Source organism: Leclercia sp. LSNIH1, from assembly GCF_002902985.1.
In the GTDB taxonomy this organism is placed as follows: domain Bacteria; phylum Pseudomonadota; class Gammaproteobacteria; order Enterobacterales; family Enterobacteriaceae; genus Enterobacter.
The window spans coordinates 207,666-229,808 of sequence record NZ_CP026167.1 but is presented as its reverse complement, the minus strand read 5'-3'; the positions used below and the strand labels follow the sequence as shown (position 1 = coordinate 229,808).

28 protein-coding genes and 1 pseudogene are annotated in these 22,143 nt (G+C 56.5%); 26 read left to right on the top strand and 3 right to left on the bottom strand.

Translation table 11 applies throughout. The features are described from left to right. The first annotated feature begins 112 nt into the window (after positions 1 to 112). A complete protein-coding gene (locus tag C2U54_RS01200; protein ID WP_103177042.1) occupies positions 113 to 436 on the top strand; it encodes a hypothetical protein in 324 nt (107 codons plus the stop codon). 353 nt (positions 437 to 789) lie between these two features. Here C2U54_RS01200 and C2U54_RS01195 read toward each other — a convergent pair whose 3' ends face one another. Both C2U54_RS01195 and C2U54_RS01190 read right to left on the bottom strand, forming a co-directional pair. Further along, positions 790 to 1,824 carry a phage portal protein gene (locus C2U54_RS01195; protein WP_103177041.1) on the bottom strand — a complete coding sequence of 345 codons (1,035 nt, stop codon included), beginning with the start codon at positions 1,822 to 1,824 and terminating at the stop codon, positions 790 to 792. Next, the gene (locus C2U54_RS01190) at positions 1,824 to 3,593 is read right to left on the bottom strand and encodes a terminase ATPase subunit family protein (protein ID WP_103177040.1); all 1,770 of its coding nucleotides are present in this window, start codon (positions 3,591 to 3,593) and stop codon (positions 1,824 to 1,826) included. The genes C2U54_RS01195 and C2U54_RS01190 overlap by 1 nt, the downstream gene beginning before the upstream one ends. Before the next feature lie 167 nt (positions 3,594 to 3,760). Between C2U54_RS01190 and C2U54_RS01185 the strand changes: the two genes are divergently transcribed. From C2U54_RS01185 to C2U54_RS01070, 25 genes and pseudogenes are all read left to right on the top strand, one after another. Next, positions 3,761 to 4,615: a GPO family capsid scaffolding protein gene (locus tag C2U54_RS01185; protein WP_103177039.1), complete on the top strand. Its 855-nt coding sequence runs from the start codon at positions 3,761 to 3,763 to the stop codon at positions 4,613 to 4,615. Positions 4,616 to 4,672: 57 nt separating this feature from the next. Beyond that, positions 4,673 to 5,749: a phage major capsid protein, P2 family gene (locus C2U54_RS01180; RefSeq protein WP_103177038.1), complete on the top strand. Its 1,077-nt coding sequence runs from the start codon at positions 4,673 to 4,675 to the stop codon at positions 5,747 to 5,749. 3 nt (positions 5,750 to 5,752) lie between these two features. Then, positions 5,753 to 6,502, top strand: coding sequence for a phage terminase small subunit (locus tag C2U54_RS01175; protein WP_103177037.1), 750 nt, complete (start codon positions 5,753 to 5,755; stop codon positions 6,500 to 6,502). A 97-nt stretch (positions 6,503 to 6,599) separates the two neighbouring features. Continuing rightward, positions 6,600 to 7,103: a head completion/stabilization protein gene (locus C2U54_RS01170; protein WP_103177036.1), complete on the top strand. Its 504-nt coding sequence runs from the start codon at positions 6,600 to 6,602 to the stop codon at positions 7,101 to 7,103. After that, positions 7,103 to 7,306, top strand: coding sequence for a tail protein X (locus C2U54_RS01165; RefSeq protein WP_103177035.1), 204 nt, complete (start codon positions 7,103 to 7,105; stop codon positions 7,304 to 7,306). The genes C2U54_RS01170 and C2U54_RS01165 overlap by 1 nt, the downstream gene beginning before the upstream one ends. Next, positions 7,297 to 7,524 carry an HP1 family phage holin gene (locus tag C2U54_RS01160; RefSeq protein WP_103177034.1) on the top strand — a complete coding sequence of 76 codons (228 nt, stop codon included), beginning with the start codon at positions 7,297 to 7,299 and terminating at the stop codon, positions 7,522 to 7,524. The genes C2U54_RS01165 and C2U54_RS01160 overlap by 10 nt, the downstream gene beginning before the upstream one ends. Positions 7,525 to 7,526: 2 nt before the next feature. Then, positions 7,527 to 8,036, top strand: coding sequence for a lysozyme (locus C2U54_RS01155; RefSeq protein ID WP_103177033.1), 510 nt, complete (start codon positions 7,527 to 7,529; stop codon positions 8,034 to 8,036). Beyond that, positions 8,033 to 8,434 (top strand): DNZ54_00345 family protein, encoded by a 402-nt coding sequence (locus C2U54_RS01150; protein ID WP_103177032.1) that lies wholly within the window; start codon positions 8,033 to 8,035, stop codon positions 8,432 to 8,434. Before C2U54_RS01155 ends, C2U54_RS01150 begins: the two co-directional genes overlap by 4 nt. Beyond that, positions 8,419 to 8,769: pseudogene (locus tag C2U54_RS01145) on the top strand (Rz-like lysis system protein LysB); the annotation flags it as partial. The gene C2U54_RS01150 and the pseudogene C2U54_RS01145, both read left to right, overlap by 16 nt. Further along, entirely contained in the window at positions 8,690 to 8,980 is a 291-nt protein-coding gene (lysC, locus tag C2U54_RS27665; RefSeq protein ID WP_233210476.1) for an Rz1-like lysis system protein LysC, read from the top strand. The pseudogene C2U54_RS01145 and the gene lysC, both read left to right, overlap by 80 nt. Continuing rightward, positions 8,943 to 9,410 (top strand): phage tail protein, encoded by a 468-nt coding sequence (locus C2U54_RS01140; RefSeq protein ID WP_103177030.1) that lies wholly within the window; start codon positions 8,943 to 8,945, stop codon positions 9,408 to 9,410. The genes lysC and C2U54_RS01140 overlap by 38 nt, the downstream gene beginning before the upstream one ends. Continuing rightward, on the top strand, positions 9,403 to 9,852 hold the full coding sequence (locus C2U54_RS01135) for a phage virion morphogenesis protein (protein ID WP_103177029.1): 450 nt from the start codon (positions 9,403 to 9,405) through the stop codon (positions 9,850 to 9,852). The genes C2U54_RS01140 and C2U54_RS01135 overlap by 8 nt, the downstream gene beginning before the upstream one ends. Before the next feature lie 69 nt (positions 9,853 to 9,921). Next, positions 9,922 to 10,557, top strand: a complete 636-nt coding sequence (locus tag C2U54_RS01130) for a phage baseplate assembly protein V (RefSeq protein WP_103177028.1) — start codon at positions 9,922 to 9,924, stop codon at positions 10,555 to 10,557. Continuing rightward, entirely contained in the window at positions 10,554 to 10,901 is a 348-nt protein-coding gene (locus C2U54_RS01125) for a GPW/gp25 family protein (protein ID WP_103177027.1), read from the top strand. Before C2U54_RS01130 ends, C2U54_RS01125 begins: the two co-directional genes overlap by 4 nt. Before the next feature lie 4 nt (positions 10,902 to 10,905). After that, positions 10,906 to 11,814 (top strand): baseplate assembly protein, encoded by a 909-nt coding sequence (locus C2U54_RS01120; protein ID WP_103177026.1) that lies wholly within the window; start codon positions 10,906 to 10,908, stop codon positions 11,812 to 11,814. Beyond that, complete coding sequence (locus C2U54_RS01115) at positions 11,807 to 12,418, top strand: phage tail protein I (protein WP_103177025.1); 612 nt, start codon at positions 11,807 to 11,809, stop codon at positions 12,416 to 12,418. The genes C2U54_RS01120 and C2U54_RS01115 overlap by 8 nt, the downstream gene beginning before the upstream one ends. Continuing rightward, the gene (locus C2U54_RS28035) at positions 12,415 to 14,469 is read left to right on the top strand and encodes a phage tail protein (protein ID WP_442786147.1); all 2,055 of its coding nucleotides are present in this window, start codon (positions 12,415 to 12,417) and stop codon (positions 14,467 to 14,469) included. The genes C2U54_RS01115 and C2U54_RS28035 overlap by 4 nt, the downstream gene beginning before the upstream one ends. Before the next feature lie 256 nt (positions 14,470 to 14,725). Continuing rightward, positions 14,726 to 15,916, top strand: a complete 1,191-nt coding sequence (locus C2U54_RS01105) for a phage tail sheath protein (protein ID WP_103177024.1) — start codon at positions 14,726 to 14,728, stop codon at positions 15,914 to 15,916. 14 nt (positions 15,917 to 15,930) lie between these two features. Further along, on the top strand, positions 15,931 to 16,449 hold the full coding sequence (locus C2U54_RS01100) for a phage major tail tube protein (protein WP_103177023.1): 519 nt from the start codon (positions 15,931 to 15,933) through the stop codon (positions 16,447 to 16,449). A 60-nt stretch (positions 16,450 to 16,509) separates the two neighbouring features. Beyond that, complete coding sequence (locus tag C2U54_RS01095; protein WP_103177022.1) at positions 16,510 to 16,785, top strand: phage tail assembly protein; 276 nt, start codon at positions 16,510 to 16,512, stop codon at positions 16,783 to 16,785. A gap of 32 nt (positions 16,786 to 16,817) precedes the next feature. Continuing rightward, positions 16,818 to 16,937 carry a GpE family phage tail protein gene (locus C2U54_RS01090; protein WP_103177021.1) on the top strand — a complete coding sequence of 40 codons (120 nt, stop codon included), beginning with the start codon at positions 16,818 to 16,820 and terminating at the stop codon, positions 16,935 to 16,937. Continuing rightward, positions 16,930 to 19,644, top strand: a complete 2,715-nt coding sequence (locus C2U54_RS01085; RefSeq protein WP_103177020.1) for a phage tail tape measure protein — start codon at positions 16,930 to 16,932, stop codon at positions 19,642 to 19,644. The genes C2U54_RS01090 and C2U54_RS01085 overlap by 8 nt, the downstream gene beginning before the upstream one ends. Before the next feature lie 15 nt (positions 19,645 to 19,659). After that, positions 19,660 to 20,148, top strand: a complete 489-nt coding sequence (locus C2U54_RS01080) for a phage tail protein (RefSeq protein WP_103177019.1) — start codon at positions 19,660 to 19,662, stop codon at positions 20,146 to 20,148. Next, positions 20,141 to 21,289: a phage late control D family protein gene (locus C2U54_RS01075; protein WP_103177018.1), complete on the top strand. Its 1,149-nt coding sequence runs from the start codon at positions 20,141 to 20,143 to the stop codon at positions 21,287 to 21,289. The genes C2U54_RS01080 and C2U54_RS01075 overlap by 8 nt, the downstream gene beginning before the upstream one ends. Positions 21,290 to 21,354: 65 nt before the next feature. Next, a complete protein-coding gene (locus tag C2U54_RS01070; RefSeq protein ID WP_103180985.1) occupies positions 21,355 to 21,573 on the top strand; it encodes a DNA-binding transcriptional regulator in 219 nt (72 codons plus the stop codon). A 58-nt stretch (positions 21,574 to 21,631) separates the two neighbouring features. Here C2U54_RS01070 and C2U54_RS01065 read toward each other — a convergent pair whose 3' ends face one another. Beyond that, complete coding sequence (locus C2U54_RS01065) at positions 21,632 to 21,997, bottom strand: hypothetical protein (RefSeq protein WP_103177017.1); 366 nt, start codon at positions 21,995 to 21,997, stop codon at positions 21,632 to 21,634. Between the last annotated feature and the right edge of the window lie 146 nt (positions 21,998 to 22,143).

Here is a 22,143-nt window from a genome sequence, read left to right as displayed (position 1 = left end):
AGTTTTCCGTAATCTTCTCTGCCATTCCTTTTGAGTAAGGAGCGTTGCAGGTGTTAGAACTGGTTTCTAACACCTGCAAGGCTCAAACAACGAGCACAGCGAGGCGTTAGTTATGGGATTTCCTAGCCCGGCACAGGACTACGTAGAGACTGTCCTGACTCCAAACAGCTTATGCGGCATCACAGCTAACAGTCGTATTATTGAAACGTCAGCAGGGTATGCGGTGATTAACCCCGCACTAAAATGCCCGCCAGGTGCAGATGTTCTGATCCAGGCATTCGGGCGTACGCATTTTGCAAAAGTCGCCGGTCACTCTTTTATAACCTCAGACGGCGAGGCGCTGGAAGGCGACGCGCTTGACGACGTGGTAGTTTTAGGCCGGGTTACACACCTGATAAATCGTGCTGTCAGTGACGATAATTGCCCGGTAATTTAGGGAATATTTACCCCTAATTACCCGTTTTGCAGTCATGCGTGCATAAGGTGCATGAATTTGCATGATCGTTTGAGGATCGTTAACGCTCAGGCCCGCCAGTCCCGGCGGGCTTTTTTGTGGGTCATGCAGGTGCATTAAAACCGACCCATAAAGCGGGCAGGCGTGGCGGGGAAAGCATTGCGCGCTGAGCGCGATAATTAAATTAATATTTGCGCCGCTGCTGCGCCGCTGTCGCGCCGTTCGGGTTGGGGTGATGTAAAGGGATAGGCGTACATGAGCACGCCGTGTGGCGTGTCTGAGGGGCGTAGAGCGAGGGGAAAGAAAAAGCCGCCTCGCGGACGGCTGTGGGTGGGTTATTCGTCTGTTTCGAGGCTGTATTTTTTGAAGCGGATAACCTCCTCGCCGAGCCAGCCGTTTACCTCCCGGATCCTGTCCTGTAATGGCATAAGCTCATTGCGGACGAACACCTTTGCTACCTTCTCAACGTCGCCCACGCTGGCAATATTTTCAGGCTTGCCGCCCATGAGCTGGAACGGAATGCGGTGAGCGTCCAGCAGATCCGCAGCGCTGACCTTTTTGATATTAAAAAAATCGTCTTTCGTGGCAACTTCGCTGAGAGGCACAATTTTGATGCCGTCCGGTTTCCCGTTCGGTGCATAGAAAAAAAGATTCTTAAAATTACCAAGTCCTTTCGAACTGCGCATTGCCTGACGAAGCTCCTCAACGTCGGTGCTGCTTTGCGCCGCGTCGGTCACGTACATGATGTAACCCGCGTGCGCGCCGTTCTGGTAGTACTTGCGGCGGAACAGCGTCGCGCTCTCATTTAGCCAGGCTGAATTAAGAGCGCTGAGATATTCCGGCATCCCGTACAGCTCCTGATTGATATCTGGCTCCAGCAGGTGAAAAACCGATCCAGACATAAACTGATGTGGGTTTGAGAAAGTCGGCACATACCAGTAGGTATCAAGCTCTACGCCACGCCGGGTGTATTTCGCCGGTGAGGCTTCCAGCTTCAGTACGCGACCTGTTTCACTCATACGCTTTTCAAAAAAGGCGTTGCCGAACACCAGAAAATCGAGCGCAAAGCGGCTGAAATCCTGCTGCGAGAGCAAGGGATGCGGCATAAACGTGCTCGCCAGAATGTTGCGCTTCACGTAAATCGGTGAGCTGTGATGCACGGCGGCCCGCAGACTTTTGGCAAGTCCGGTAAAGCTTACCGGCGGCTCGTACCATCTGCCGTTGGTCACGCACTCGACATAATCCAGAATGTCGCGGCGGTCGAGTACCGGGGACGGCTCGCCGAAGGTGAATGCCTCCATTTTTTGTGCGCCGGTGGCGGTGGTTTCTGTTACCTGCTGGCTGCGCTGGCGCTTGTTACGTTTTCGCATTAGTTGAACTCCAGAATAGAAGATGAAGCCCCGCCGCTGCCAGCGGTAAGCGGCTCGTTGATCAGTACATGCATGGTGGCCCAGGCGAGATCGGCGTGGCTGGCTTCCTCGGTGCGGCTGGCCTCATAGGTCGAGCTGCGCCCACTGCCGGTCATGGTTTTACGGATGGACATAAATGACTGTGTGAGGTCGGTTGCGGCAACGTCATACTCCAGACAGCCGCGGGTGATCGTGTCTTTTGCCTTGAGCACCATTGCCGTTTTAATTTCCGGCGTGTAGCGGATCTCGCGGGCAGCCGGGTAGAAGGAACGAACCAGCTGATATACACCCTGGCCGAGGCCAGTTGCATCGATACCGATATACTCGACGTAGTATTTTTCGGTCAGCTCGCGGATTGCGTTCGCCTGGGTGGCAAAGTCCATGCCCTTCCACTGATGGCGCTCCAGAATACGGAACTTGCCGCCGGTCACCATCGGCGGGGCGATTACCACGCACCCGGCGCTGTCGCCCCGGTGTGACGGGTCGTAGCCAATCCAGACCGGACGCTGGCCGAAAGGACGATCGGCAAACGGGGCGTAGTCCTCCCATTCCTCCAGACTGTCTACCATGCACCGTTGCAGCTCCTCAAACGGAAACACCGAGGCTTTATCGTCAACAAATTCGCACATAAACAGGTTGCGGAAATCATCGGCGCTGTTTTCGCGCTTCAGTGTGTCCAGGTCAAACAGGGTACAGCCCCCGGCAAGCGCATCCTCAATGGTAACAATCTGCCGCCACTGCCCGTCCGCGCAGGCAACCCCGGCGGCCAGCGCGGAATGATTGATATCGATCTCGACACGCTCACTGGCACTGGCCCGGCCCCGGTTAAACAGCTCGCCCGACCAGAACGGATATGCACCATGGCCGAGGGAGGAAGGTGTTGAAAAATAGGTGGTGCGCAGGTGCTTTTGCGAGGCCATGCCCGAGGCAACCTTACGCAGCCGCTGGAAGTTGGGGATCCAGAAAATCTCATCAACATACAGGTCGCCGTTATGGCTCTGCGCGGTGTTGGAGTTGGTGCCGAGGAAAATCAGCTTTGCCCCGTTGTTGCCGATCACAATCGGGTCGCCGGAGAGGTCAACATCGACCAGGCGCGCAAACTGGATGATGTATTCCCGGAACACATACGCCTGTGTTTTTGAGGCTGATAAAAATATCTGGTTATGGCCGGTTTTCAGGGCGTGCAGCAGCGCCTCGCGGGAAAAGTAGTACGTTGCGCCGATCTGGCGGGATTTCAGGATGTCGCGGATGCGGTGAGCCAGCCCGGCACGGTGCCATTTGAGCTGATACTCGAACGACTCCGCGAGGAAAATCTCCTCCAGTTTTTCGATAGCCTCTTCGCTGAAAAAATTCTTTTTCGGCTTCTTACGTTCACCCTTGTTGCGGTTCGCCACGTTGGGATTGAGATCGGCCTCGTTGCCGGTCTGGCCGTAGCGGTTGACCCGGGCAAGACGCTCCATCTGGCGCGACAAAAAGTCGGCAACCTTGAAATCATGCGCGGTTAAATCCGGCTTTGCGTAGAGCTGGATGAGCCGGGCTTCAAGCGTGCTTTCCACCCGGTTAATCGGTGCGGTTTCGTCCCAGCCGTCGCGCTGTTTCCAGCTCTGCACGGTAGGCCGTTTGGTCTGCAACATTTCAGCGATTTGCGGCACGGAAAAGCCCTGCCAGTACAGCAGCGCCGCCTGTCGTCGCGGATCGTTTAAAAGCGTCGTGTCGGTGGTGATGGTCATGGATGCCTCGCCGTGATTGATACAGGGCAAGGCTACTGATGAGCCGCTTACGAATCGCTAAGGCGCTGTTGTGTGAGGGCGTACCCATCCGGCACCGATAGCCGGAAGGGTGCCGAGTCGGGAAAACTAACCCCGAACCCGTAACCCCACAATCAGGACTCCTGACGATGGCAAAAAAAGTGAGTAAGTTTTTCCGTATCGGCGTTGAGGGCGATACCTGCGACGGCCGCGTAATTAGCGCGACCGATATTCAGGAAATGGCCGCAGGTTTTGACCCCCGCGTCTATGGCTGCCGTATTAACCTGGAACATCTGCGCGGCATCCTCCCGGATGGTGCATTCAACCGCTACGGTGACGTGGTGGAGCTGAAGGCTGAAAAAATCGAAGACGATTCGGCGCTTAACGGTAAATGGGCGCTGTTCGGCAAAATCGCGCCGCTCGACAACCTGGTGGAAATGGTCGGCAAGGGCCAGAAGGTTTACACCTCCATGGAGATCCAGCCGAACTTTGCCAACACCGGCAAATGTTATCTGGTCGGCCTGGCCGTCACCGATGACCCGGCAAGCCTCGGCACCGAATATCTTGAATTTTGCCGCACTGCGAAAAGCAATCCGCTTAACCGCTTCAAGACAGCCCCGGACAACCTGATTTCTGTCGCCACCCTGGCGGAGCTGGAGTTTGAAGACCAGGCCGAAACCGTCTTCACCAAATTAAGCGACACCGTGAAAAGCATTTTTGGCCGCAAGCAGGCAAGCGATGACGCCCGTTTCGCTGATGTGCATGAAGCGGTGACGGTGGTCAGTGAGCATATGCAGACCAGCCTCAGCGCATCCGATGAGCGTCTCGCTGCGCTGGAAACTTCCTTTGCCTCCCTCAGGCAGGATGTGACAAGTAAGGCGGAGCAGACCAGTCAGGCATTTTCGCAGCTCAAAACCACGCTCGATAACACACCAAGCCGTCATCAGCCGCGCCGCGAGCTGAGTACCGGCGGTGGCGGTGAATCGACGCTGACGAACTGCTGACAGGCCCGCGAACGGCAGACAGTGAACCCCGATTAATTACAAATTTCAGGAAAAAATATGCGTCAGGAAACCCGTTTTAAATTTAATAAGTATCTCTCCCGAATTGCTGAGCTGAGCGGTGTGGAGGTAAGCGATCTGTCGAAAAAATTCACCGTCAACCCGTCGGTGACTCAGACTCTGATGGACACCGTGCAGGAGAATTCCGATTTCCTGACCCGCATCAATATCGTGCCGGTCAGTGAGCTGAAGGGCGAAAAAGTTGGGGTCGGCGTGACTGGCTCCATTGCCAGCACGGCGGACACTGCCAACGGTCAGGAGCGTAAGACCGGCGACTTCGCCGCGCTGGAGAGCAACAAGTACGAGTGCGATCAGATTAACTTCGATTTCCATATCCGTTACAAAACGCTCGACCTGTGGGCGCGTTTTCAGGACTTCCAGATCCGCATCCGCAATGCCATCACCAAGCGCCAGTCGCTGGACTTCATCATGGTCGGCTTTAACGGCGTGAAACGCGCCGCGACGTCAAACCGTGCGGAAAACCCGATGCTTCAGGACGTGGCCGTGGGCTGGATGCAGAAATACCGCAATGAAGCACCGGGCCGTGTGATGAATAAGGTCACCGATGACGACGGCGCGGTCGTTTCCGATGTGATCCGCATCGGTAAAGGTGGCGACTATGAAAACCTCGACGCCCTGGTGATGGATGCCACGAACAACCTTATCGAGCCGTGGTATCAGGAAGACCCCGATCTAGTGGTGATTGTGGGTCGTCAGCTTCTGGCGGACAAATATTTCCCGATCGTCAACAAAGAGCAGGCCAATACCGAAGCCATGGCCGCTGACGTGATCGCCAGCCAGAAACGCATCGGTAACCTTCCGGCGGTGCGTGTGCCGTACTTCCCGGCCAATGCGCTGTTTGTGACGCGCCTCGATAATCTGTCCATCTACTTTATGGACGAGAGTCATCGCCGGGTTATTGACGAAAACGCGAAACTCGACCGCGTGGAAAACTACGAGTCGATGAACGTCGATTTTGTGGTTGAAGACTACGCCGCCGGTTGCCTGGTGGAAAACATCAAGGTCGGCACCTTCACCCAGGCGCAGGCAGCAGCCGAGCCGGTAGCAGGAGCGTAACCGATGACGAGTCCCGCACAGCGTCACATGATGCGGGTCTCGGCCTCCACAACCACGCAGCGGGCTGCAAACCCGCTGCGACATGCCACTGCCTACGAGCAGATGCTGGTTAAGCTGGCCGCAGACCAACGCACGCTAAAAACCATCCATTCGAAAGAGCGCAAGGCGGAGATTAAGCGGGAGCTGTTGCCGTTCTATGCCCCGTGGGTCAGTGGCGCGCTTGAGCAGGGCAAAGGCGCACAGGACGACATTCTGATGACGGTGATGCTGTGGCGTCTCGATGCCGGTGATATCGCCGGTGCGCTGGATATTGCCCGTTATGCCTTTCAGTTTGGCCTGGCCATGCCGGGGAAACACCGCCGCACGCCGGTATATATGTTCACCGAGGAGGTGGCGCTCGCCGCGATGCGGGCCCATGCCGCCTGTGAGCCTGTCGATGTTCGCCTGCTGCTTGACGTACTGGCGCTGACTGAATCCGCCGACATGCCGGATATGGTGCGGGCGAAGCTGCACAAAATTACCGGTCTGGTGCTGCGTGATGGCGGTCAGGTTGCAGATGCGCTGGCACACCTACAGCGTGCAATGCGTCTCGACTGTCAGGCGGGCGTGAAAAAAGAAATTGAACGGCTTGAGCGCGAGCTGCGCCCGAAGCCCGAGGCGAAACCGAAACCGGCCCCGGCGGCATCGCGCCCGCGTAAAGCAAAGAGCGCGACCCCGGCTAAACGTGGCCGACCGAGAAAAATCGCCAGTTAACAGAATGCGCCCCGCGCCGGGCGGCACGCCGGTCAATGGTGGTGTTTTCACCTTCCCTGCGATCGGCGTCCACCGCCCACCCTTTTCAGAGGTAGTCATGATGACGCTGATTATTCAGAACGACACGCCGCAGAGCAGCGGCCCGGTAGTTATCCCGCCGCCTGCGGGCGACGAGCCGGTGATTAAAAACACGTTTTTCTTTCCTGATATCGATCCGAAGCGCGTGCGAAAACTAATGCGCCTGGAGCAGACCGTTACCCCCGACCGGCTGAGGCAGGCCATCAAAACGGGCATGGCTGAAACCAACGCGGAGCTGTACGACTACCGCGCCCGGCAGATGGCCGCCGGATTTGAGCACCTGGCTGACGTGCCGGCCGAGCAAATCGACGGTGAAAGCGAGCGGGTTTTCCAGTACCTCAGCGCCGTCTCGGCGATGACCACGGCCACGCTGTACGAGCGTTATCGCGGTGTGGACGCCAGCGCGAAAGGCGATAAAAAAGCGGATTCAATCGACACCACGATTGATGAGATGTGGCGGGATATGCGCTGGGCTGTGGCCCGCCTCCAGGGGAAATCACGCTGCATCGTCGGCCAAATCTGATGCGCGTCGTCGCACAGCAGGGGGACACCCTGGACATGATTTGCGCCCGGTATTACGGGCGCACTGAGGGGGTATTTGAGGAGGTGCTTGCCGCCAATCCGGGACTGGCCGGGATGGGGGCGGTACTGCCGCACGGTACGGCGGTCGAGCTGCCCGAGGTGCAGGCGGCCCCGGTATCAGAGACTGTAAACCTATGGGACTGAGTATGGAGCGAATCACATCGTTTTTAGCCTACTGGCTGAGCGTGGCCCTGGCCGCGTTCGGAGCCATGACACCGCAGGACGTCGCCGCATGGTTCGGCGTGCTGGGGGTGATTTTTACCGTTGGCGTGAACTGGTACTACCGGCACATGAGTTATCTGCTGGAAGCCAATAAAAAAATGCAGCCTGTCATTATCGCACCCCCACCAAAGAGGCCGTGAATATGTCAGTGATTAAACGTTGCAGTGTGGCGGCCGTGCTGGCGCTGGCAGTGCTGTTACCCGACTTTCGTCTGCTCCAGACCTCACCGGAGGGGCTGGCCCTCATCGGCGATCTGGAGGGTTGCCGTTTGCGCCCTTACCAGTGCAGCGCCGGGGTATGGACGTCGGGCATCGGCCACACTGCGGGGGTGGTGCCGAAAGGCGACATCACAGAACGGCAGGCAGCGACAAATCTGATCGCCGATGTACTGAATACTGAGCGGCGTCTCGCGGTCTGCGCACCTGTCGTAATGCCGCAGCCGGTCTATGACGCTGTGATTAGCTTTGCCTTCAATGTTGGTACGGGTAACGCCTGTAGTTCAACGCTGGTAAAGCTGCTGAACCAGAAAAAATGGCGAGAGGCATGTAATCAGCTGCCTCGCTGGGTATATGTGAAAGGTGTTTTCAATCAGGGGCTGGATAACCGTCGCGAGCGAGAGATGGCCAGATGCTTAAAAGGGGTTTCGCTGTGAAAAATAAAATACTGAATGTGATTTTTGAAGTTGCCTATATCGCCCTGCTCATTGCCGGGATCCGTGATCCGCAGACCTGGCTGATTAACCTGCCCGCTGCGTTCATCTGGGTGATGAATATTTTTGTCTGGCTGGCTGCTGTCACGGGTGCTGCTGCCTACATGGCTGGCAGAGAAAGCCGTGAAAAAATACACGCGCAGCTGGCTCGGCTTTTTAATCGCCCCGCAAAAAATGTGCTTAGCCGCGTTTACGGGTGGGGAATGAAAATACTCATCGTAATCAGTCTGGCCTGCTCGGGTTGGCTATTGACGCTGGTCAGTTATGTGTTGACGGTGATCATATTTCAGATTTGCCGATCTGCACTCGCTGAGGCAGGTGCAACATGCCGCGCATCATAGCCTCGCTTTTAGCTGCGGCTCTGGTAGCGCTGGCGTTAACCAGCTGGCGCTGGTCGGTTGCAAGTGACGAACTGGCAAGTGCGCAGCTGATTATCGGCACGCTGTCGGCGGGTATCGAAAGCCGTGACAAAGCGATCGCCAGGCTGAACAGTGAAAATATTCAGGGACAAAAACGCGAAGCAGAGCTGCGGCTGTTACAGGGCCGGGCGAGTGCCGGAGCGCTGTCCCGTGAGGCACAAATACAGAGGGAAACCGATGCGAACCCGATTTTACGTGACTGGTCTGCTGCTGCTCTGCCTGACGATGTTATCCGGCTGCACGCCCGCCCCGCCTTCGCCAGCGCCAGAGATTATCTGGATTGGCTGTCCACGCGTGACAAGCTGCCCGGTGCCGGGCAACAGTCTGCTAACGGCGGGCGATCTGGCGGCGGATAACCGGCAGTTAGAGGCGGCGCTCGCGTCCTGCGGGCTTCAGGTGGAAATAATCAAAGATTGTCAGGAGGCGCACGATGCTGAAACCCAATTCGCTACGCCAGGCGCTAAATAAAGCCGTCCCTACGCTGCAAAATAACCCCGATATGCTGCGGCTCTTTGTTGATAACGGCAGTATCGCCGCCACGCTGGCCGCGTCGCTGTCGTTTGAAAAGCGGTACGCGCTTAACGTGGTGGTGACCGACTACACGCAGGATATCGATCTGCTGCTCGTGCCGATCATGGCCTGGCTGCGGGAAAATCAGCCCGATATCATGACCACCGACGAGGGGAAAAAGCGCGGGTTTACGTGGTACGCCGATATCAATAACGACAGCAGCATTGATATCAGCATCAGCCTGATGCTCACCGAGCGCACGCTGGTTAAGCAGCAAGGGGAAGCGTTGCATGTGCAGAACATCCCCGAGCCGCCACCGCCGGAGCCGGTAACGCGCCCGCTGGAGCTGTATGTCGCTGGCGAACTGGTGAGTAAGTGGGATGAGTGACTTACAGCTCTTTGAGGATAAGCTCGCCGCGCTGATTGCCACGCTGTCACCGTCTGGCCGTCGCCGTATGGCTGCGGATATCGCTAAAAAGGTGCGGGCCGGGCAGCAGAAGCGAATTAAATCGCAGAAAGCGCCGGACGGCACACCGTACGAGGCGCGAAAGCGCCAGCCCGTTAAAGCGAAAAACGGTCGGGTTAAGCGCCAGATGTTTGAGAGGCTGCGCGCCAGCCGTTACATGAAAGCAAAGGGTACAGACAGCGCGGCGGTGGTGGATTTTACGGGGAAAGTCCAGCGCATCGCCCGCGTGCATCAGCTCGGTCTGAAAGACCGTCCATCCCGTAACAGCGAGGAAGTTGCTTACCCGGTGCGTCAGCTGCTTGGCATTTCTGATGAAGACCGGCAGCTCGTTGAGGAGATCATAATCGCCCACCTTTCTGATTAATCGTTGTGCCATTCCTGACAAAACCCGCCTGAATTGCCGCCGGTCAGCCCCGGCGGCATCCTTTCCCCTATGAAAACATTCGAATCCCTACAGGAACTCGCGCGCCTGCTGCGCAACATGATCCGCACCGGCGTCATTGTCGAAACCGACCTTGATGCGGGGCGCTGTCGTGTGCAGACCGGCGGCAATACCTCCGACTGGCTCCAGTGGCTGACCCACCGCGCCGGGCGCTCGCGTACATGGTGGGCACCGTCCATCGGTGAGCAGGTGCTAATCCTGTCCGTGGGTGGCGAGATGGACACGGCGTTTGTGCTGCCCGGCATTTATTCTGATGAGCACCCCGCACCGTCGGCTTCGGCTGATGCCTGGCGCGTTGATTTTCCTGACGGGGCAGTTATCGAGTACGAGCCGGAAACCAGTGCCCTGATCGCCTCGGGCATAAAAACCGCTGACGTTACCGCCTCAAAGAGCATCACCGCGACCGTGCCGGTTGTACTGGTCAAGGCGGAGACACGGATCACCCTCGACACGCCGGAAGTGGTCTGCACCAACAAACTGACCACCGGCACGCTTGAGGTACAGAAAGGCGGGACGATGACCGGCGATATCACGCACAACGGCGGCTCTCTGTCTTCAAATGGCAAAGTGCTGCACACCCATAAACACCCGGGCGACAGCGGCGGCCAGACAGGAGCGCCATTATGACAGCGCGTTATATCGGCATGAGCCGCAGCACCGGCCAGGCGCTGACCGATACGGATCATATCCGGCAGAGCCTGGGAGATATCCTGCGCACCCCCGTCGGCTCGCGTGTGATGCGCCGTAATTATGGTTCCCTGCTGTCGGCCATGATTGACCAGCCACAAACTCCAGCGCTGGAGCTGCAAATCAAGGCGGCCTGCTACATGGCGATCCTGCGCTGGGAGCCACGCGTCACCCTGACCGGTATCACGACGGAACGGCAGTTTAACGGGCAGATGGTTGTTGAGCTGTCCGGGCAGATCGCCGACATCGGCGAGAGCTTTTCTTTTTCCATCACAGTGAGTTGAAACTATGCCCAGCATTGACCTGAGCCAGCTCCCCGCGCCGGATTTTGTGGAGAAGCTGGATTATGAAGCCATCCTGGCCGAGCGTAAGGCGACGTTAATCTCGCTTTTCCCGGCAGGCCAGCAGGAGGCCGTTGCCCGCACGCTGGCACTGGAGTCGGAGCCGCTGACCAAATATCTGGAGGAGAACGCCTACCGGGAAATTATCTGGCGGCAACGGGTGAATGAGGCAGGACTCGGCACAACGCTTGCCTATTCCGTCGGTAACGATCTTGATGTGATGGCCGCTAATAACAACACCCCCAGGCTGACAGTCACGCCAGCAGACGAAACCACAATCCCGCCCACTCCTGCGGTGATGGAGTCCGATGCCGATTTGCGGCTGCGGGCGCAGCAGGCTTTTGAAGGGCTGAGCGTTGCGGGGCCGGTAGGCGCTTACGAATATCACGGCCGCAGCGCCGACGGGCGCGTGGCGGATATTTCAGTCGTCAGCCCGTCCCCGGCGTGCGTGATGATCACCGTGCTGTCCCGCGAAAATGACGGCGCAGCCAGTCCCGAATTGCTGGCAGTGGTTGAGGCTGCACTGAATGCGGAGGATGTGCGTCCGGTGGGCGACCGGGTGACAGTGCAGGCGGCTGAAATTGTGTCGTACCGGATAGATGCCACCCTCTATTTTTACCCTGGCCCTGAGTCTGAGCCGATCCGGCTGGCTGCTGAGGAAAAGCTGAAAGCCTACATCAGCGCGCAGCGCCGTCTCGGGCGTGATATTCGTCAGTCTGCTATTTATGCCGCCCTGCATGTTGAAGGTGTGCAGCGCGTAGAGCTGACCGCGCCGGTCGCCGATATCGTGCTGGATAAACACCAGGCCTCCTTCTGCACGGCGTACACCATCTCAGCAGGTGGCAATGATGAGTGATAACCGCCTGCTGCCGGTTGGCTCGTCAGTGCTGGAGGTTGCAGCAGCAGCAGCAGCGGCAGAAATCGAGCGCGTGCCGGTGCCGCTGCGCACGCTGTGGGATCCGTTTGCCTGCCCCGTAAATCTGTTGCCGTATCTGGCCTGGGCGCTGTCAGTTGACCGGTGGGATCCCGACTGGCCCGAGGCAACCAAACGCAGCGTTATTGCCTCCTCGTTTTACGTCCATCAGCACAAAGGCACCATCAGCGCGCTGCGCCGCGTTGTTGAGCCGCTCGGCTATCTGATTGAGGTGCGGGAGTGGTGGCAACTCAACGAGGAGCCGGGGACGTTTCGTCTGGTTGTGGGCGTGCTGGACAGTGGCATTACCGACGAAATGTATCAGGAGCTGGAGCGCCTTATCGAGGATGCCAAACCCGCCAGCCGTCACCTGACCGGGCTGGCTATCAGCCTCAGCGCAACAGGTAACGCCTTTGTCGGCGCAGGCTGTTACCTCGGTGACGCCCTGACTGTTTACCCCTATACCCCCGAGACGATCACCGTCGGCGGGGAATATTACCCGGCTTCGGCCATTCATCTGATCGATAACCTGAGAGTGAGCGCATGACCGCGAAATATTATGCCATTCTGACCAATCAGGGCGCGGCACGGCTGGCGAACGCTGCCGCGCTCGGCACCAAATTAAACCTGACGCAAATAGCTGTTGGTGACGCAAACGGCGTACTGCCGACGCCGGATCCCTCGCAGACGGCACTGATTAACCGCAGGCGAATTGCGCCGATTAACCTGCTGACCGTAGACCCTAACAATACCAGCCAGATTATCGCCGAGCAGGTTATCCCGGAGGATGAGGGCGGTTGGTGGATCCGTGAGATTGGTCTGTATGACAGCGACGGCGTGCTGATTGCCGTGGCGAACTGTGCGGAAACCTACAAGCCGCAGCTCCAGGAAGGAAGCGGGCGCACGCAAACCATTCGTATGGTTTTAATTGTGTCGAGCACGGCGGCCGTCACGCTGAAGATCGACCCGTCGGTCGTGCTGGCGACGCGGCAGTATGTTGAAGATAAGGTGATCGAGGTAAAGGCATACGCTGATGATGTGATGAAAAAGCACCTCGCCAGTGCTGACCCGCATACACAATACGCGCATGCTGATAACGTCACAAGACAGTTAGCAGATAAGCAGCCGCTTGACGCCACCCTCACAGCGATTGCTGCTCTGGTTGGCTCAGCCAACAAAATTCCCTATTTCAGTGGCAGTGAAACAGCGGCCCTGGCTGACCTGACTCAGGTAGGGCGCGATATCATCGGGAAGGGCGATATTGCTGCTGTTCTGGCATATCTGAAGGCCACCGAAGGTGATAGCTGCAACGTGGTCGGTTTCGTTGGCGGAGACAAAACCAGTCCATATCTCAGGCACAAAACGAGCGACACTATTGTCGGACTGGCAACGAAAGAGAACCTGAACAGCCTGCAACCCCTTGATGCCACCCTGACTGCAATAGCGAAGCTGGTTGGCTCAGCCAATAAAATGGCGTATTTCACCGGTGCGGACACTGTCGGCATGACAGACCTGACGCAGGTAGGGCGAGACTTAATAGGAAAGAGCGATATTGCCGCTGTTCTGGCATACCTGAAGGCTACCGAAGGTGATGACTGTAGCGTGGTCGGCTTCGCAGGTGGAGACAAAACCAATCCATATTTAAGGCATAAAGCGAGCGACACAATTGTCGGATTAGCAACGAAAAATAACCTGAACAGCCTGCAACCGCTTGATGCCACTCTGACTGCCATCGCCAGCCTGGTGGGTACTGCTAATAAACTCCCATACTTCAGCGGGACAGATAGCGCTGCACTGACCGATCTGACCAAGGTGGGGCGCGACATCATCGGGAAGAGCGATGTGGCTGCTGTTCTCCAATACCTTGGATTGGGTACTGCTGCAAAATTAAATGCAGGTTCAGCAGAGGGCGAAGTTATTACGGTAGGCTCCCGACACGGTTTTGGTCTGCCGGTGCAGGCGCAACCCCGTTCAGTCGATGAGCGGAATTCGTACTACTCATGGTACTACAGCAGCGACCCGGCAGGTGGATACGGAGGAGCAGGAGTTGAGTTAAAGCACAATATCACTACAGGCCGCAACTCCACCATTGGGTATGTTGCAACGAACTATATCAATAAAGACACAAAAGTTGTGGGCGTTGTTGTTACTCAACTGGAGGGGGCTGAGTCGTGGCGAGCGAATTTCTGGCACACGCAAAACACCACCGTAGATACGAACGGGTTTATTAAACAAGCCTCGCCGATAGCACGGCTTTTCGGTAACAGCATTGAGGTTAATGACGAAGCCACCGGCGTAACATTTAAAAAAATCAGTACCGGCAGGTATCAGGTACTTGGATCGCTGGGTCTGCACTCCGAAGGCTGGCAGATTGAAATCCCTCAGGACGCGAACGGGAACAGGCTTTGTTTTGTAGAGGCAGCGTACGACTCAGAATCAGAAGTTTTAAATATCAATGTCAGTGCGCGCAAATTTGATAGCAGAACGGGGGTGTTCATTGCAGGCGAAGCGATGGATGTACCTGACGATCGCTGGATAGATTTGCGTTTAGATATGCCTGAAGTTAACGAGCAGGATCCAGCCTCATCAGAGGTTTGAGCTGGTCAGTAGTAATGTAAGGCAAGAAGCATAGCGGCCCCGCATTGCGGGGCTTTTTTCTGCCCCGATACCGGCGCGCACGGTTAATTATGATCGTGTTGGCCATCAGCAACAGTACGGTCAAAAATGACCATGCTCGGTGAAAAAAACTCCTCGCCTCGTTCTGTTGTACCAGCCCGCAGCCAACCCTCATAAATAGCCGAAGCCCGGCATCACCAGGACAATGACCTCACCCCTTAACCACGGAGTTAACCGGATGAGTGATTTTCATCACGGCGTGCAGATCGTCGAAATCAACGACGGAACACGCGTCATTTCCACTGTATCAACGGCAGTTATCGGCATGGTCTGCACGGCCAGCGATGCCGATGCCGCTACCTTTCCACTAAATGAGCCGGTGCTGATTACCAGCGTGCAAAGCGCTATCGGTAAAGCCGGTAAAAAAGGCACCCTGGCCGCGTCCCTCCAGGCTATTGCTGACCAGAGCAAGCCCGTTATTGTCGTGGTGCGCGTTGCAGAAGGCACCGGCGAAGATGAAGAAGCCGCGCTCGCGCAGACGGTTTCTAACATCATCGGCACCACTGACGAAGAAGGCAAATACACCGGGTTGAAAGCGCTGCTGACTGCCGAAGCCGTGACGGGCGTTAAGCCACGCATCATCGGCGTGCCGGGGCTGGACAGTCTTGAAGTGGCGACAGCCATCGCGTCGGTGTGCCAGAAGCTGCGCGCGTTTGGCTACGTCAGTGCATGGGACTGTAAAACCCTTTCTGATGCCATCAACTACCGCAAAAATTTCGGGCAGCGCGAGCTGATGGTCATTTGGCCCGACTTTATCGCATGGGACACTAATGCGAACGCCAGCGCCAAAGCATGGGCGACGGCGCGGGCGCTGGGCCTGCGCGCCAAAATTGACCAGGAGACTGGATGGCATAAAACGCTCTCAAACGTCGCCGTTAACGGCGTGACGGGCATCAGCGCCTCAGTGTTCTGGGATTTGCAGGAGCCAGGCACCGATGCCGACCTGCTCAACGAGGCGGGCGTGACAACGCTTATCCGAAACGATGGCTTTAAGTTCTGGGGCAACCGCACCTGCTCTGACGATCCGTTGTTCCTGTTTGAAAACTACACCCGCACGGCGCAGGTGCTCGCCGACACGATGGCTACCGCGCATGCCTGGGCGATGGACAGGCCGATCACGCCGACGCTGATCCGCGACATTGTGGACGGCATCAACGCCAAATTCCGCGAACTTAAAACCGCAGGCTATATCGTTGATGGCACCTGCTGGTTTGACGAAGAGTCCAACGACGCGGCAACCCTCAAGGCCGGGAAATTGTTCATTGACTATGACTACACCCCGGTTCCTCCACTGGAAAACCTGACGCTGCGCCAGCGTATTACCGACAAATATCTGGCGGATCTGGTTTCCTCGGTCAACAGCAATTAAGGAGCGCCCGATAAATGGCAATGCCGCGCAAGCTTAAGTTTATGAACGTGTTCCTTGATGGCTACAGCTATCAGGGGGTCGCAAAATCAGTCACGCTGCCAAAGTTAACCCGCAAATTAGAGAACTATCGCGGGGCAGGGATGAACGGCGTCGCGCCGGTTGATCTCGGTCTGGATGATGATGCGCTGTCAATGGAGTGGTCGCTCGGCGGCTTCCCGGATGATGTTATCTGGAACCTGTATGCTGCAACCGGCATTGACGCCGTGCCGATCCGTTTCGCTGGCTCTTACCAGCGTGACGACTCCGGCGAAACGGTGGCCGTTGAAGTGGTCATGCGCGGGCGTCAGAAGGAGATCGACACCGGCGAGGCCAAACAGGGTGAAGACACGGAATCAAAATTGCCGGTTGTCTGCACCTATTTCCGCCTGACGATGGACGGAAAAGAGCTGGTTGAGATCGACACCATCAACATGGTCGAAAAGGTAAACGGCGAGGATAAGCTGGAGCAGCACCGCCGCAACGTCGGCCTGTAATTTATCCCGGCCAGCAAGCCTGGCCGGTAACCCTCTTTTAAATTAATAAGCGAGAAAATCATGAGCAAAGAAAACGTTGTTACCCTGGAAAAACCCATCAAGCGTGGCGAGCAGGAAATTACCGAAGTCACCCTGATTAAGCCGACGGCTGGCACGCTGCGCGGTGTCGGGCTGGCTGCGGTGGCAAGCTCTGAGGTTGACGCCCTGATTAAGGTGCTGCCGCGCATGACGGCCCCGAACCTGACCGAGCAGGAAATCGCCACGCTGGAATTGCCAGATTTTGTGGCACTGGCCGGGAAAGTGGTTGGTTTTTTGTCGCCGAGTTCGGTGCAGTAGATTTCCCGAAAAAATTATCGGTTGACGATCTGATGGCGGATATCGCAGTGATTTTCCACTGGCCGCCATCAGAGCTATATCCCCTGAGCCTGACCGAGCTTTTCACATGGCGCGAGAAGGCGCTCCAGCGAAGCGGAAACACGAATGAGTGACGTTAAGTTACAGGTATTGCTCAAGGCGGTTGACCAGGCGTCGCGGCCCTTTAAGGCGGTGCAGGAGGCAAGCCGCACCCTCTCCGGAGAAATACGCGGATCGCAGAACGAATTAAAGGGGTTGAACGAGCGCGCCAGGCAGATTGAGGGATTTCGTAAAGCCAGCGCGCAGCTTGCCGTCACCGGCAATGCGCTGAAAAAGGCAAAGGAGCAGGCGGCCGAGCTGGCGCTCCAGATGCGAAACACCACTAACCCCACTAATGCGCAGGTCAAAGCGCTGGATAACGCCAGGCGAAGCGCTGCTGAGCTACAGACTAAATATGATGGACTGCGCCTGTCTGTGCAGCGCCAGCGCTCCGGGTTGCAACAGGCCGGTATAGATACCCGCAATTTGTCTGCTGCCGAGCGACAGCTGCGCGGAAACATCACGCAGACTACCGCCGCCATGGAGCGCCAGCGTGCTGAACTGGCGCGTGTCAGCCAGCAACAGGCCCGACTTAATGCAGTCAGAGAACGTTATGAGCGGGGCCGGGAAATGGTTGCCGGTGCGCGAAACGCCAGCGCGGCGGCGCTGGGGCTGGGCACTGCGGGGCTGTTTGCGGGAAGCCGTATGATTGCGCCGGAAGTGCAGACGCAGCACAGCGGCGCGCTGATCGCGGCGCGTCAGGGTGAAGACGCCGCCAGCGGGGAGCAATATGTACGCGTCATTCAGGAAATTAGCAGCTCCGGTGTCAGCAGCGATATCGAGAATATCACCGAGGCCGTATCGGCGGTTCGCAGCACCCTGGGGACGATGGGGGATGTTGGCGAGGCTGAACTAACCCGCATTACCCGCAAGGCGCTGGATATGCAGACGGCCTTCGGCAGCGAAGCCGCAGAAAGCATCCAGATTGCGGGCATCATGATTAAGAACGGTCTCGCTGCAAACAGTGACGAGGCGCTGGATCTGATCGTATCCGGGATGCAGCGCGTGTCCTCACAAATGCGGGGCGAGATGCCAGAGATCCTGCACGAATATTCGACCCATTTTCGTAATATGGGCTTTACCGGGGCGGAGGCAATGTCACTGCTTGTTGAGATGTCGAAGCAGGGGAAATTCGCGCTCGATAAAACCGGCGATGCCATAAAGGAGTTTTCTATCCGTGGCTCTGATATGTCGAAAAACAGCGTCGCGGCATATACGCAGATTGGCCTGAATGCGGAAAAAATGTCGGCGGATATTGCCAGAGGGGGTGAAAAGGCGCGCGCGGCAATGCAGAAAACCGCACGTGGCCTGCTGTCCATTAAAAATCCGGCAGAGCGGGCAAACGCGGCGATAGCTCTGTTTGGTACGCCAGTTGAAGACCTGTCTGTCGATCAGATCCCGAAGTTCCTCGCGGCCCTGGCTGGCGCAAAAAACCAGCTCGGAGACGTCAGCGGCGCGGCTGACAATATGGGTAAAACCCTACGCGATAATCTGTCAGGGGACATGGAGCGGCTACAGGGTGCGTTGTCCGGCCTGCGCCTGAATGTATTCAGCGGCATGGATGACCGTCTGCGTAAACTTACGGCGACGGCTACGCAATGGCTGGGAAAAATGAACGCATGGGTAACGGCTAACCCGGAGCTGGTATCAAAAATTGTATTAGTGGCGGGGGCGGTCACCGGCCTGATTGCCGTGCTGGGTGGTATTGGTCTGGTACTGTGGCCGGTAATGGCAGGCATTAATGCGCTGATTGCGGGGGCTGGCTTGCTGGCTACAGGCTTCAGTGTCGCCGGTACAACTATAGCGACCGCTATTGGGGCCATTGCCTGGCCGGTTGTAGCTGTGGTTGCGGCTATCGTCGCCGGTGCTCTGTTAATTCGCAAATATTGGGAACCGATAAGCGCCTTCTTCGGTGGCGTGGTCGAAGGGCTGCGGGCGGCATTCGCGCCGGTTGGTGAGCTTTTTATGCCGGTTAAGCCCATGTTCGATTGGCTCGGTGAGAAACTTAAAGCTGCCGCGCAGTGGTTTGCCGGACTCATCGCGCCGGTGCAGGCAACACAAAGCACGCTAAATAGCTGCCGTGATGCAGGAGTGAATTTTGGTAAAACGTTGGCGGATGCACTGCTGATGCCGCTTGTGGCATTCAATAAGCTACGCAGCGGGATTGACTGGGTGCTTGAAAAGCTCGGAATAATTAATAAGGAGTCGAGCAAGCTGGATCAGACGGCTGCGCGTGCCAGCGCGGCGGCTAACGGCGGTTTAGTGCTGGGAGTCAGTGCCGCAGGTATGCCACCACAGCCCGCTTCTGTGTTGCAGTCTGCCGCCGTACCGCAACCCGTAGTTATGCCGCAGCCAAATATTACTATGCAACCCGTAAAAGTAGCGCCGCCGGTTATCGTGCCACCGCCCGCCGTAGTCAGGGCTGGAAGTGACGTGCCGCTGTCAACAAAAGCGGCCTCTCAAAATCAGGCACTTCCGGAGGCCGGGGCGGGCCATAAGTCACCTGTCAGCCAGGCGGCAGGGTACACCCCGGCAAACCAGGCGGGTGGATATCAGGCTTATCGACCGGTGAATGCGCCGACAGGGCGGACGTATATCGATCAGAGTAAAAGCGATTACCACATCACCCTACCGGGAGGGGCCGCACCTGGCGGCCAGCTTGAACAGCAGGTGCAGGACGCGCTAGAAAAATTCGAGCGTGACAAGCGCGCCCGCGCCCGATCCAGCATGGCTTATGACTGATAAGGAGTTACCACAATGATGTTAGCGCTTGGCATGTTTGTCTTTATGCGACAGACGTTGCCCTATCAGACACTTCAGCGTGATGCGGAATACCGCTGGCCGTCAAACTCGCGTGTAGGCAAGCGTGACGCATTTCAGTATCTCGGCCCTGGAGAGGAAAAGATCACCCTTGCAGGTGTGCTTTACCCAGAGCTGACGGGCGGGAAGGTGACCATGACTACTGTGCGCCTGATGGCCGAGGAAGGCCGCGCATGGTCTTTGCTGGATGGCGGCGGCACGATTTACGGTATGTACGTTATCAATAACGTCAGTGAAACCGGCAGCGTGTTTTTTAGTGACGGCACCCCGAGAAAAATCGACTTTACGATGACCCTTACCCGCGTCGATGAATCACTTGCTGCACTTTATGGCGATATCGGTCGGCAGGCCGAAACGCTTGTCGGTAAAGCGGGGGATATGGTGTCGAACGTTTCCACCACTGTGACGGGGCTGCTTAATGCTTAATGCGCTGACTGGCAGCGCGGGCGGGGTGTGTACTCCCGCTTACGTGCTGAAAATTGACAGCCGGGACATAACCGGCAACATCAGCGACAGGCTGATGAGCCTGACGCTAACTGATAACCGCGGATTTGAGGCTGACCAGCTCGATATCGAGCTGAACGATGCCGACGGCCGGGTAGTGTTACCAACGCGAGGGGCGGAGCTGACTCTGTTCATCGGCTGGAAAAGAGAGGCATTAATCGGTAAAGGCTCCTTCACCGTTGATGAGGTCGAGCACAGGGGAGCGCCGGATGTGGTCACCGTGCGCGCCCGCAGCGCCGATTTTCGTGGAACATTAAATTCCCGGCGTGAAGAGTCCTGGCACAACACCACACTCGGCGGAATAGTGAGAGCTATAGCCGCTCGCAACAAGCTGGAAGCAGGTGTCGCGCCGGAGCTGGACGGGATTAAAATCACGCATATCGATCAGGCCCAGGAATCAGACGTGAAATTCCTGACCCGCCTTGCTGAGAGGAACGGCGGCGAGGTATCGGTAAAAATGGGGAAGCTGCTATTTCTTAAAGCGGGGCGCGGCGTGACGGTTAGCGGAAAACCTATCCCGCAGGTGACTATTGTCCGCAGTGACGGAGACCGGCACCACTTCTCAATTGCTGATCGGGGGGCATATACCGGCGTTACGGCGAAATGGCTGCACACCAAAGACCCAAAGCCGCAGAAGCAAAGCGTAAAGCTAAAGCGTAAAGAGAAGCCAGCCAAAGCAGGGGCGGCACAGCATCCGAAAGCAAAGCCTGTAAAAGTGCCTGAAGCAAGAGAGGGCGAGTACATGGCCGGTGAGGCTGACAATGTTTTTGCCCTCACGACAATATTTGCAACAAAGGCCCAGGCGATGCGGGCGGCGCAGGCTAAATGGGACAAGCTTCAGCGGGGTGTTGCTGAATTTTCTATCAGCCTGGCGCGTGGTCGCGCTGACCTCTGTCCAGAAACGCCGGTTAAAGTCAGCGGTTTCAAGCGAGTGATTGACGATCAGGCCTGGACGATTACAAAGGTAACGCACCTGCTTAGCAATAACGGTTATACGACGGGCCTGGAGTTAGAAGTGAAGCTTTCCGATGTGGAATATGAAAGTGAAGATAATGAGGGGTAAGAGTATTCTCATTTTGTGAACAAAGCGGTATGATTGATTCACTAAATGGGAATGGTGGGGTAAACATGTTTCATTGTCCGCAATGTCAGCACGCAGCACATGCGCGAACTAGCCGTTATCTGACTGAAAATACTAAAGAACGTTACCACCAGTGCACCAATATCAACTGTAGTTGCACGTTTGTTACGATGGAGTCAGTGCAGCGATTTATAGTGACGCCAGGCAAAGTAGATTTTGCGCCTCCTCATCCTGTACGAGGTGGGCAGCAGAACCTCTGGCTTTAGTGGCGACCCAGAAGGCGGCCTGCAAGTGGCATTTGTTTGCAGGCCGAGCGTATCAACGTTACCAGCTGAGTTCTTGTTTATCAGCCTTCGCATTTTCTTCATACATCATCGCAATTGTGCTGTAAGTACACATATCCAGCCCGCGTTTACAATAATCCTTGATAACTCTATCTAATACCTTTCGGTCACTCACCTTAGTTAATTTTTTAAAAGCCTCAAGGTTCTCATTTTCCATCATGCGCAAGGTGGTGGGCTGGCACATATCTATCTTGCCGTCGCAATAATCAGCCTTAACGCGATCTTTGATATAACTAATGACTTCCTGTTTTTGAGTATCTGAGCCATTGAAGTCAAGCGGGTGAATGAAGCCAGCAAGCGCAGAAGTAGAGGTTAAAAGGAAAGCTAACCCGAGAATCTTTTTCATCAACGATCCCTCATTTAGAGTTGAAGTGAAGACTAATTTTATCAAATAGAGAAGTGCGACAAAGCCGGGAATAAAAGCGTTGCACTAAAAATCCATCGCCATTTCATCGCCACTCGAAAAGTAGAAATAAAAAAGCCACCCTCTAA

Coding starts and splice junctions, on each gene's coding strand:
- C2U54_RS01170 (WP_103177036.1), top strand. CDS start 6,600: ATGATGACGCTGATTATTCAGAACGACACGCCGCAGAGCAGCGGCCCG.
- C2U54_RS01080 (WP_103177019.1), top strand. CDS start 19,660: ATGATGTTAGCGCTTGGCATGTTTGTCTTTATGCGACAGACGTTGCCC.
- C2U54_RS01185 (WP_103177039.1), top strand. CDS start 3,761: ATGGCAAAAAAAGTGAGTAAGTTTTTCCGTATCGGCGTTGAGGGCGAT.
- C2U54_RS01200 (WP_103177042.1), top strand. CDS start 113: ATGGGATTTCCTAGCCCGGCACAGGACTACGTAGAGACTGTCCTGACT.
- C2U54_RS01130 (WP_103177028.1), top strand. CDS start 9,922: ATGAAAACATTCGAATCCCTACAGGAACTCGCGCGCCTGCTGCGCAAC.
- C2U54_RS01070 (WP_103180985.1), top strand. CDS start 21,355: ATGTTTCATTGTCCGCAATGTCAGCACGCAGCACATGCGCGAACTAGC.
- C2U54_RS01085 (WP_103177020.1), top strand. CDS start 16,930: ATGAGTGACGTTAAGTTACAGGTATTGCTCAAGGCGGTTGACCAGGCG.
- C2U54_RS01180 (WP_103177038.1), top strand. CDS start 4,673: ATGCGTCAGGAAACCCGTTTTAAATTTAATAAGTATCTCTCCCGAATT.
- C2U54_RS01065 (WP_103177017.1), bottom strand. CDS start 21,997: ATGAAAAAGATTCTCGGGTTAGCTTTCCTTTTAACCTCTACTTCTGCG.
- C2U54_RS28035 (WP_442786147.1), top strand. CDS start 12,415: ATGACCGCGAAATATTATGCCATTCTGACCAATCAGGGCGCGGCACGG.
- C2U54_RS01165 (WP_103177035.1), top strand. CDS start 7,103: ATGCGCGTCGTCGCACAGCAGGGGGACACCCTGGACATGATTTGCGCC.
- C2U54_RS01095 (WP_103177022.1), top strand. CDS start 16,510: ATGAGCAAAGAAAACGTTGTTACCCTGGAAAAACCCATCAAGCGTGGC.
- C2U54_RS01175 (WP_103177037.1), top strand. CDS start 5,753: ATGACGAGTCCCGCACAGCGTCACATGATGCGGGTCTCGGCCTCCACA.
- C2U54_RS01120 (WP_103177026.1), top strand. CDS start 10,906: ATGCCCAGCATTGACCTGAGCCAGCTCCCCGCGCCGGATTTTGTGGAG.
- C2U54_RS01105 (WP_103177024.1), top strand. CDS start 14,726: ATGAGTGATTTTCATCACGGCGTGCAGATCGTCGAAATCAACGACGGA.
- C2U54_RS01125 (WP_103177027.1), top strand. CDS start 10,554: ATGACAGCGCGTTATATCGGCATGAGCCGCAGCACCGGCCAGGCGCTG.
- C2U54_RS01140 (WP_103177030.1), top strand. CDS start 8,943: ATGCTGAAACCCAATTCGCTACGCCAGGCGCTAAATAAAGCCGTCCCT.
- C2U54_RS01155 (WP_103177033.1), top strand. CDS start 7,527: ATGTCAGTGATTAAACGTTGCAGTGTGGCGGCCGTGCTGGCGCTGGCA.
- C2U54_RS01090 (WP_103177021.1), top strand. CDS start 16,818: ATGGCGGATATCGCAGTGATTTTCCACTGGCCGCCATCAGAGCTATAT.
- C2U54_RS01075 (WP_103177018.1), top strand. CDS start 20,141: ATGCTTAATGCGCTGACTGGCAGCGCGGGCGGGGTGTGTACTCCCGCT.
- C2U54_RS01135 (WP_103177029.1), top strand. CDS start 9,403: ATGAGTGACTTACAGCTCTTTGAGGATAAGCTCGCCGCGCTGATTGCC.
- C2U54_RS01190 (WP_103177040.1), bottom strand. CDS start 3,593: ATGACCATCACCACCGACACGACGCTTTTAAACGATCCGCGACGACAG.
- C2U54_RS01100 (WP_103177023.1), top strand. CDS start 15,931: ATGGCAATGCCGCGCAAGCTTAAGTTTATGAACGTGTTCCTTGATGGC.
- C2U54_RS01160 (WP_103177034.1), top strand. CDS start 7,297: ATGGGACTGAGTATGGAGCGAATCACATCGTTTTTAGCCTACTGGCTG.
- lysC (WP_233210476.1), top strand. CDS start 8,690: ATGCGAACCCGATTTTACGTGACTGGTCTGCTGCTGCTCTGCCTGACG.
- C2U54_RS01195 (WP_103177041.1), bottom strand. CDS start 1,824: ATGCGAAAACGTAACAAGCGCCAGCGCAGCCAGCAGGTAACAGAAACC.
- C2U54_RS01115 (WP_103177025.1), top strand. CDS start 11,807: ATGAGTGATAACCGCCTGCTGCCGGTTGGCTCGTCAGTGCTGGAGGTT.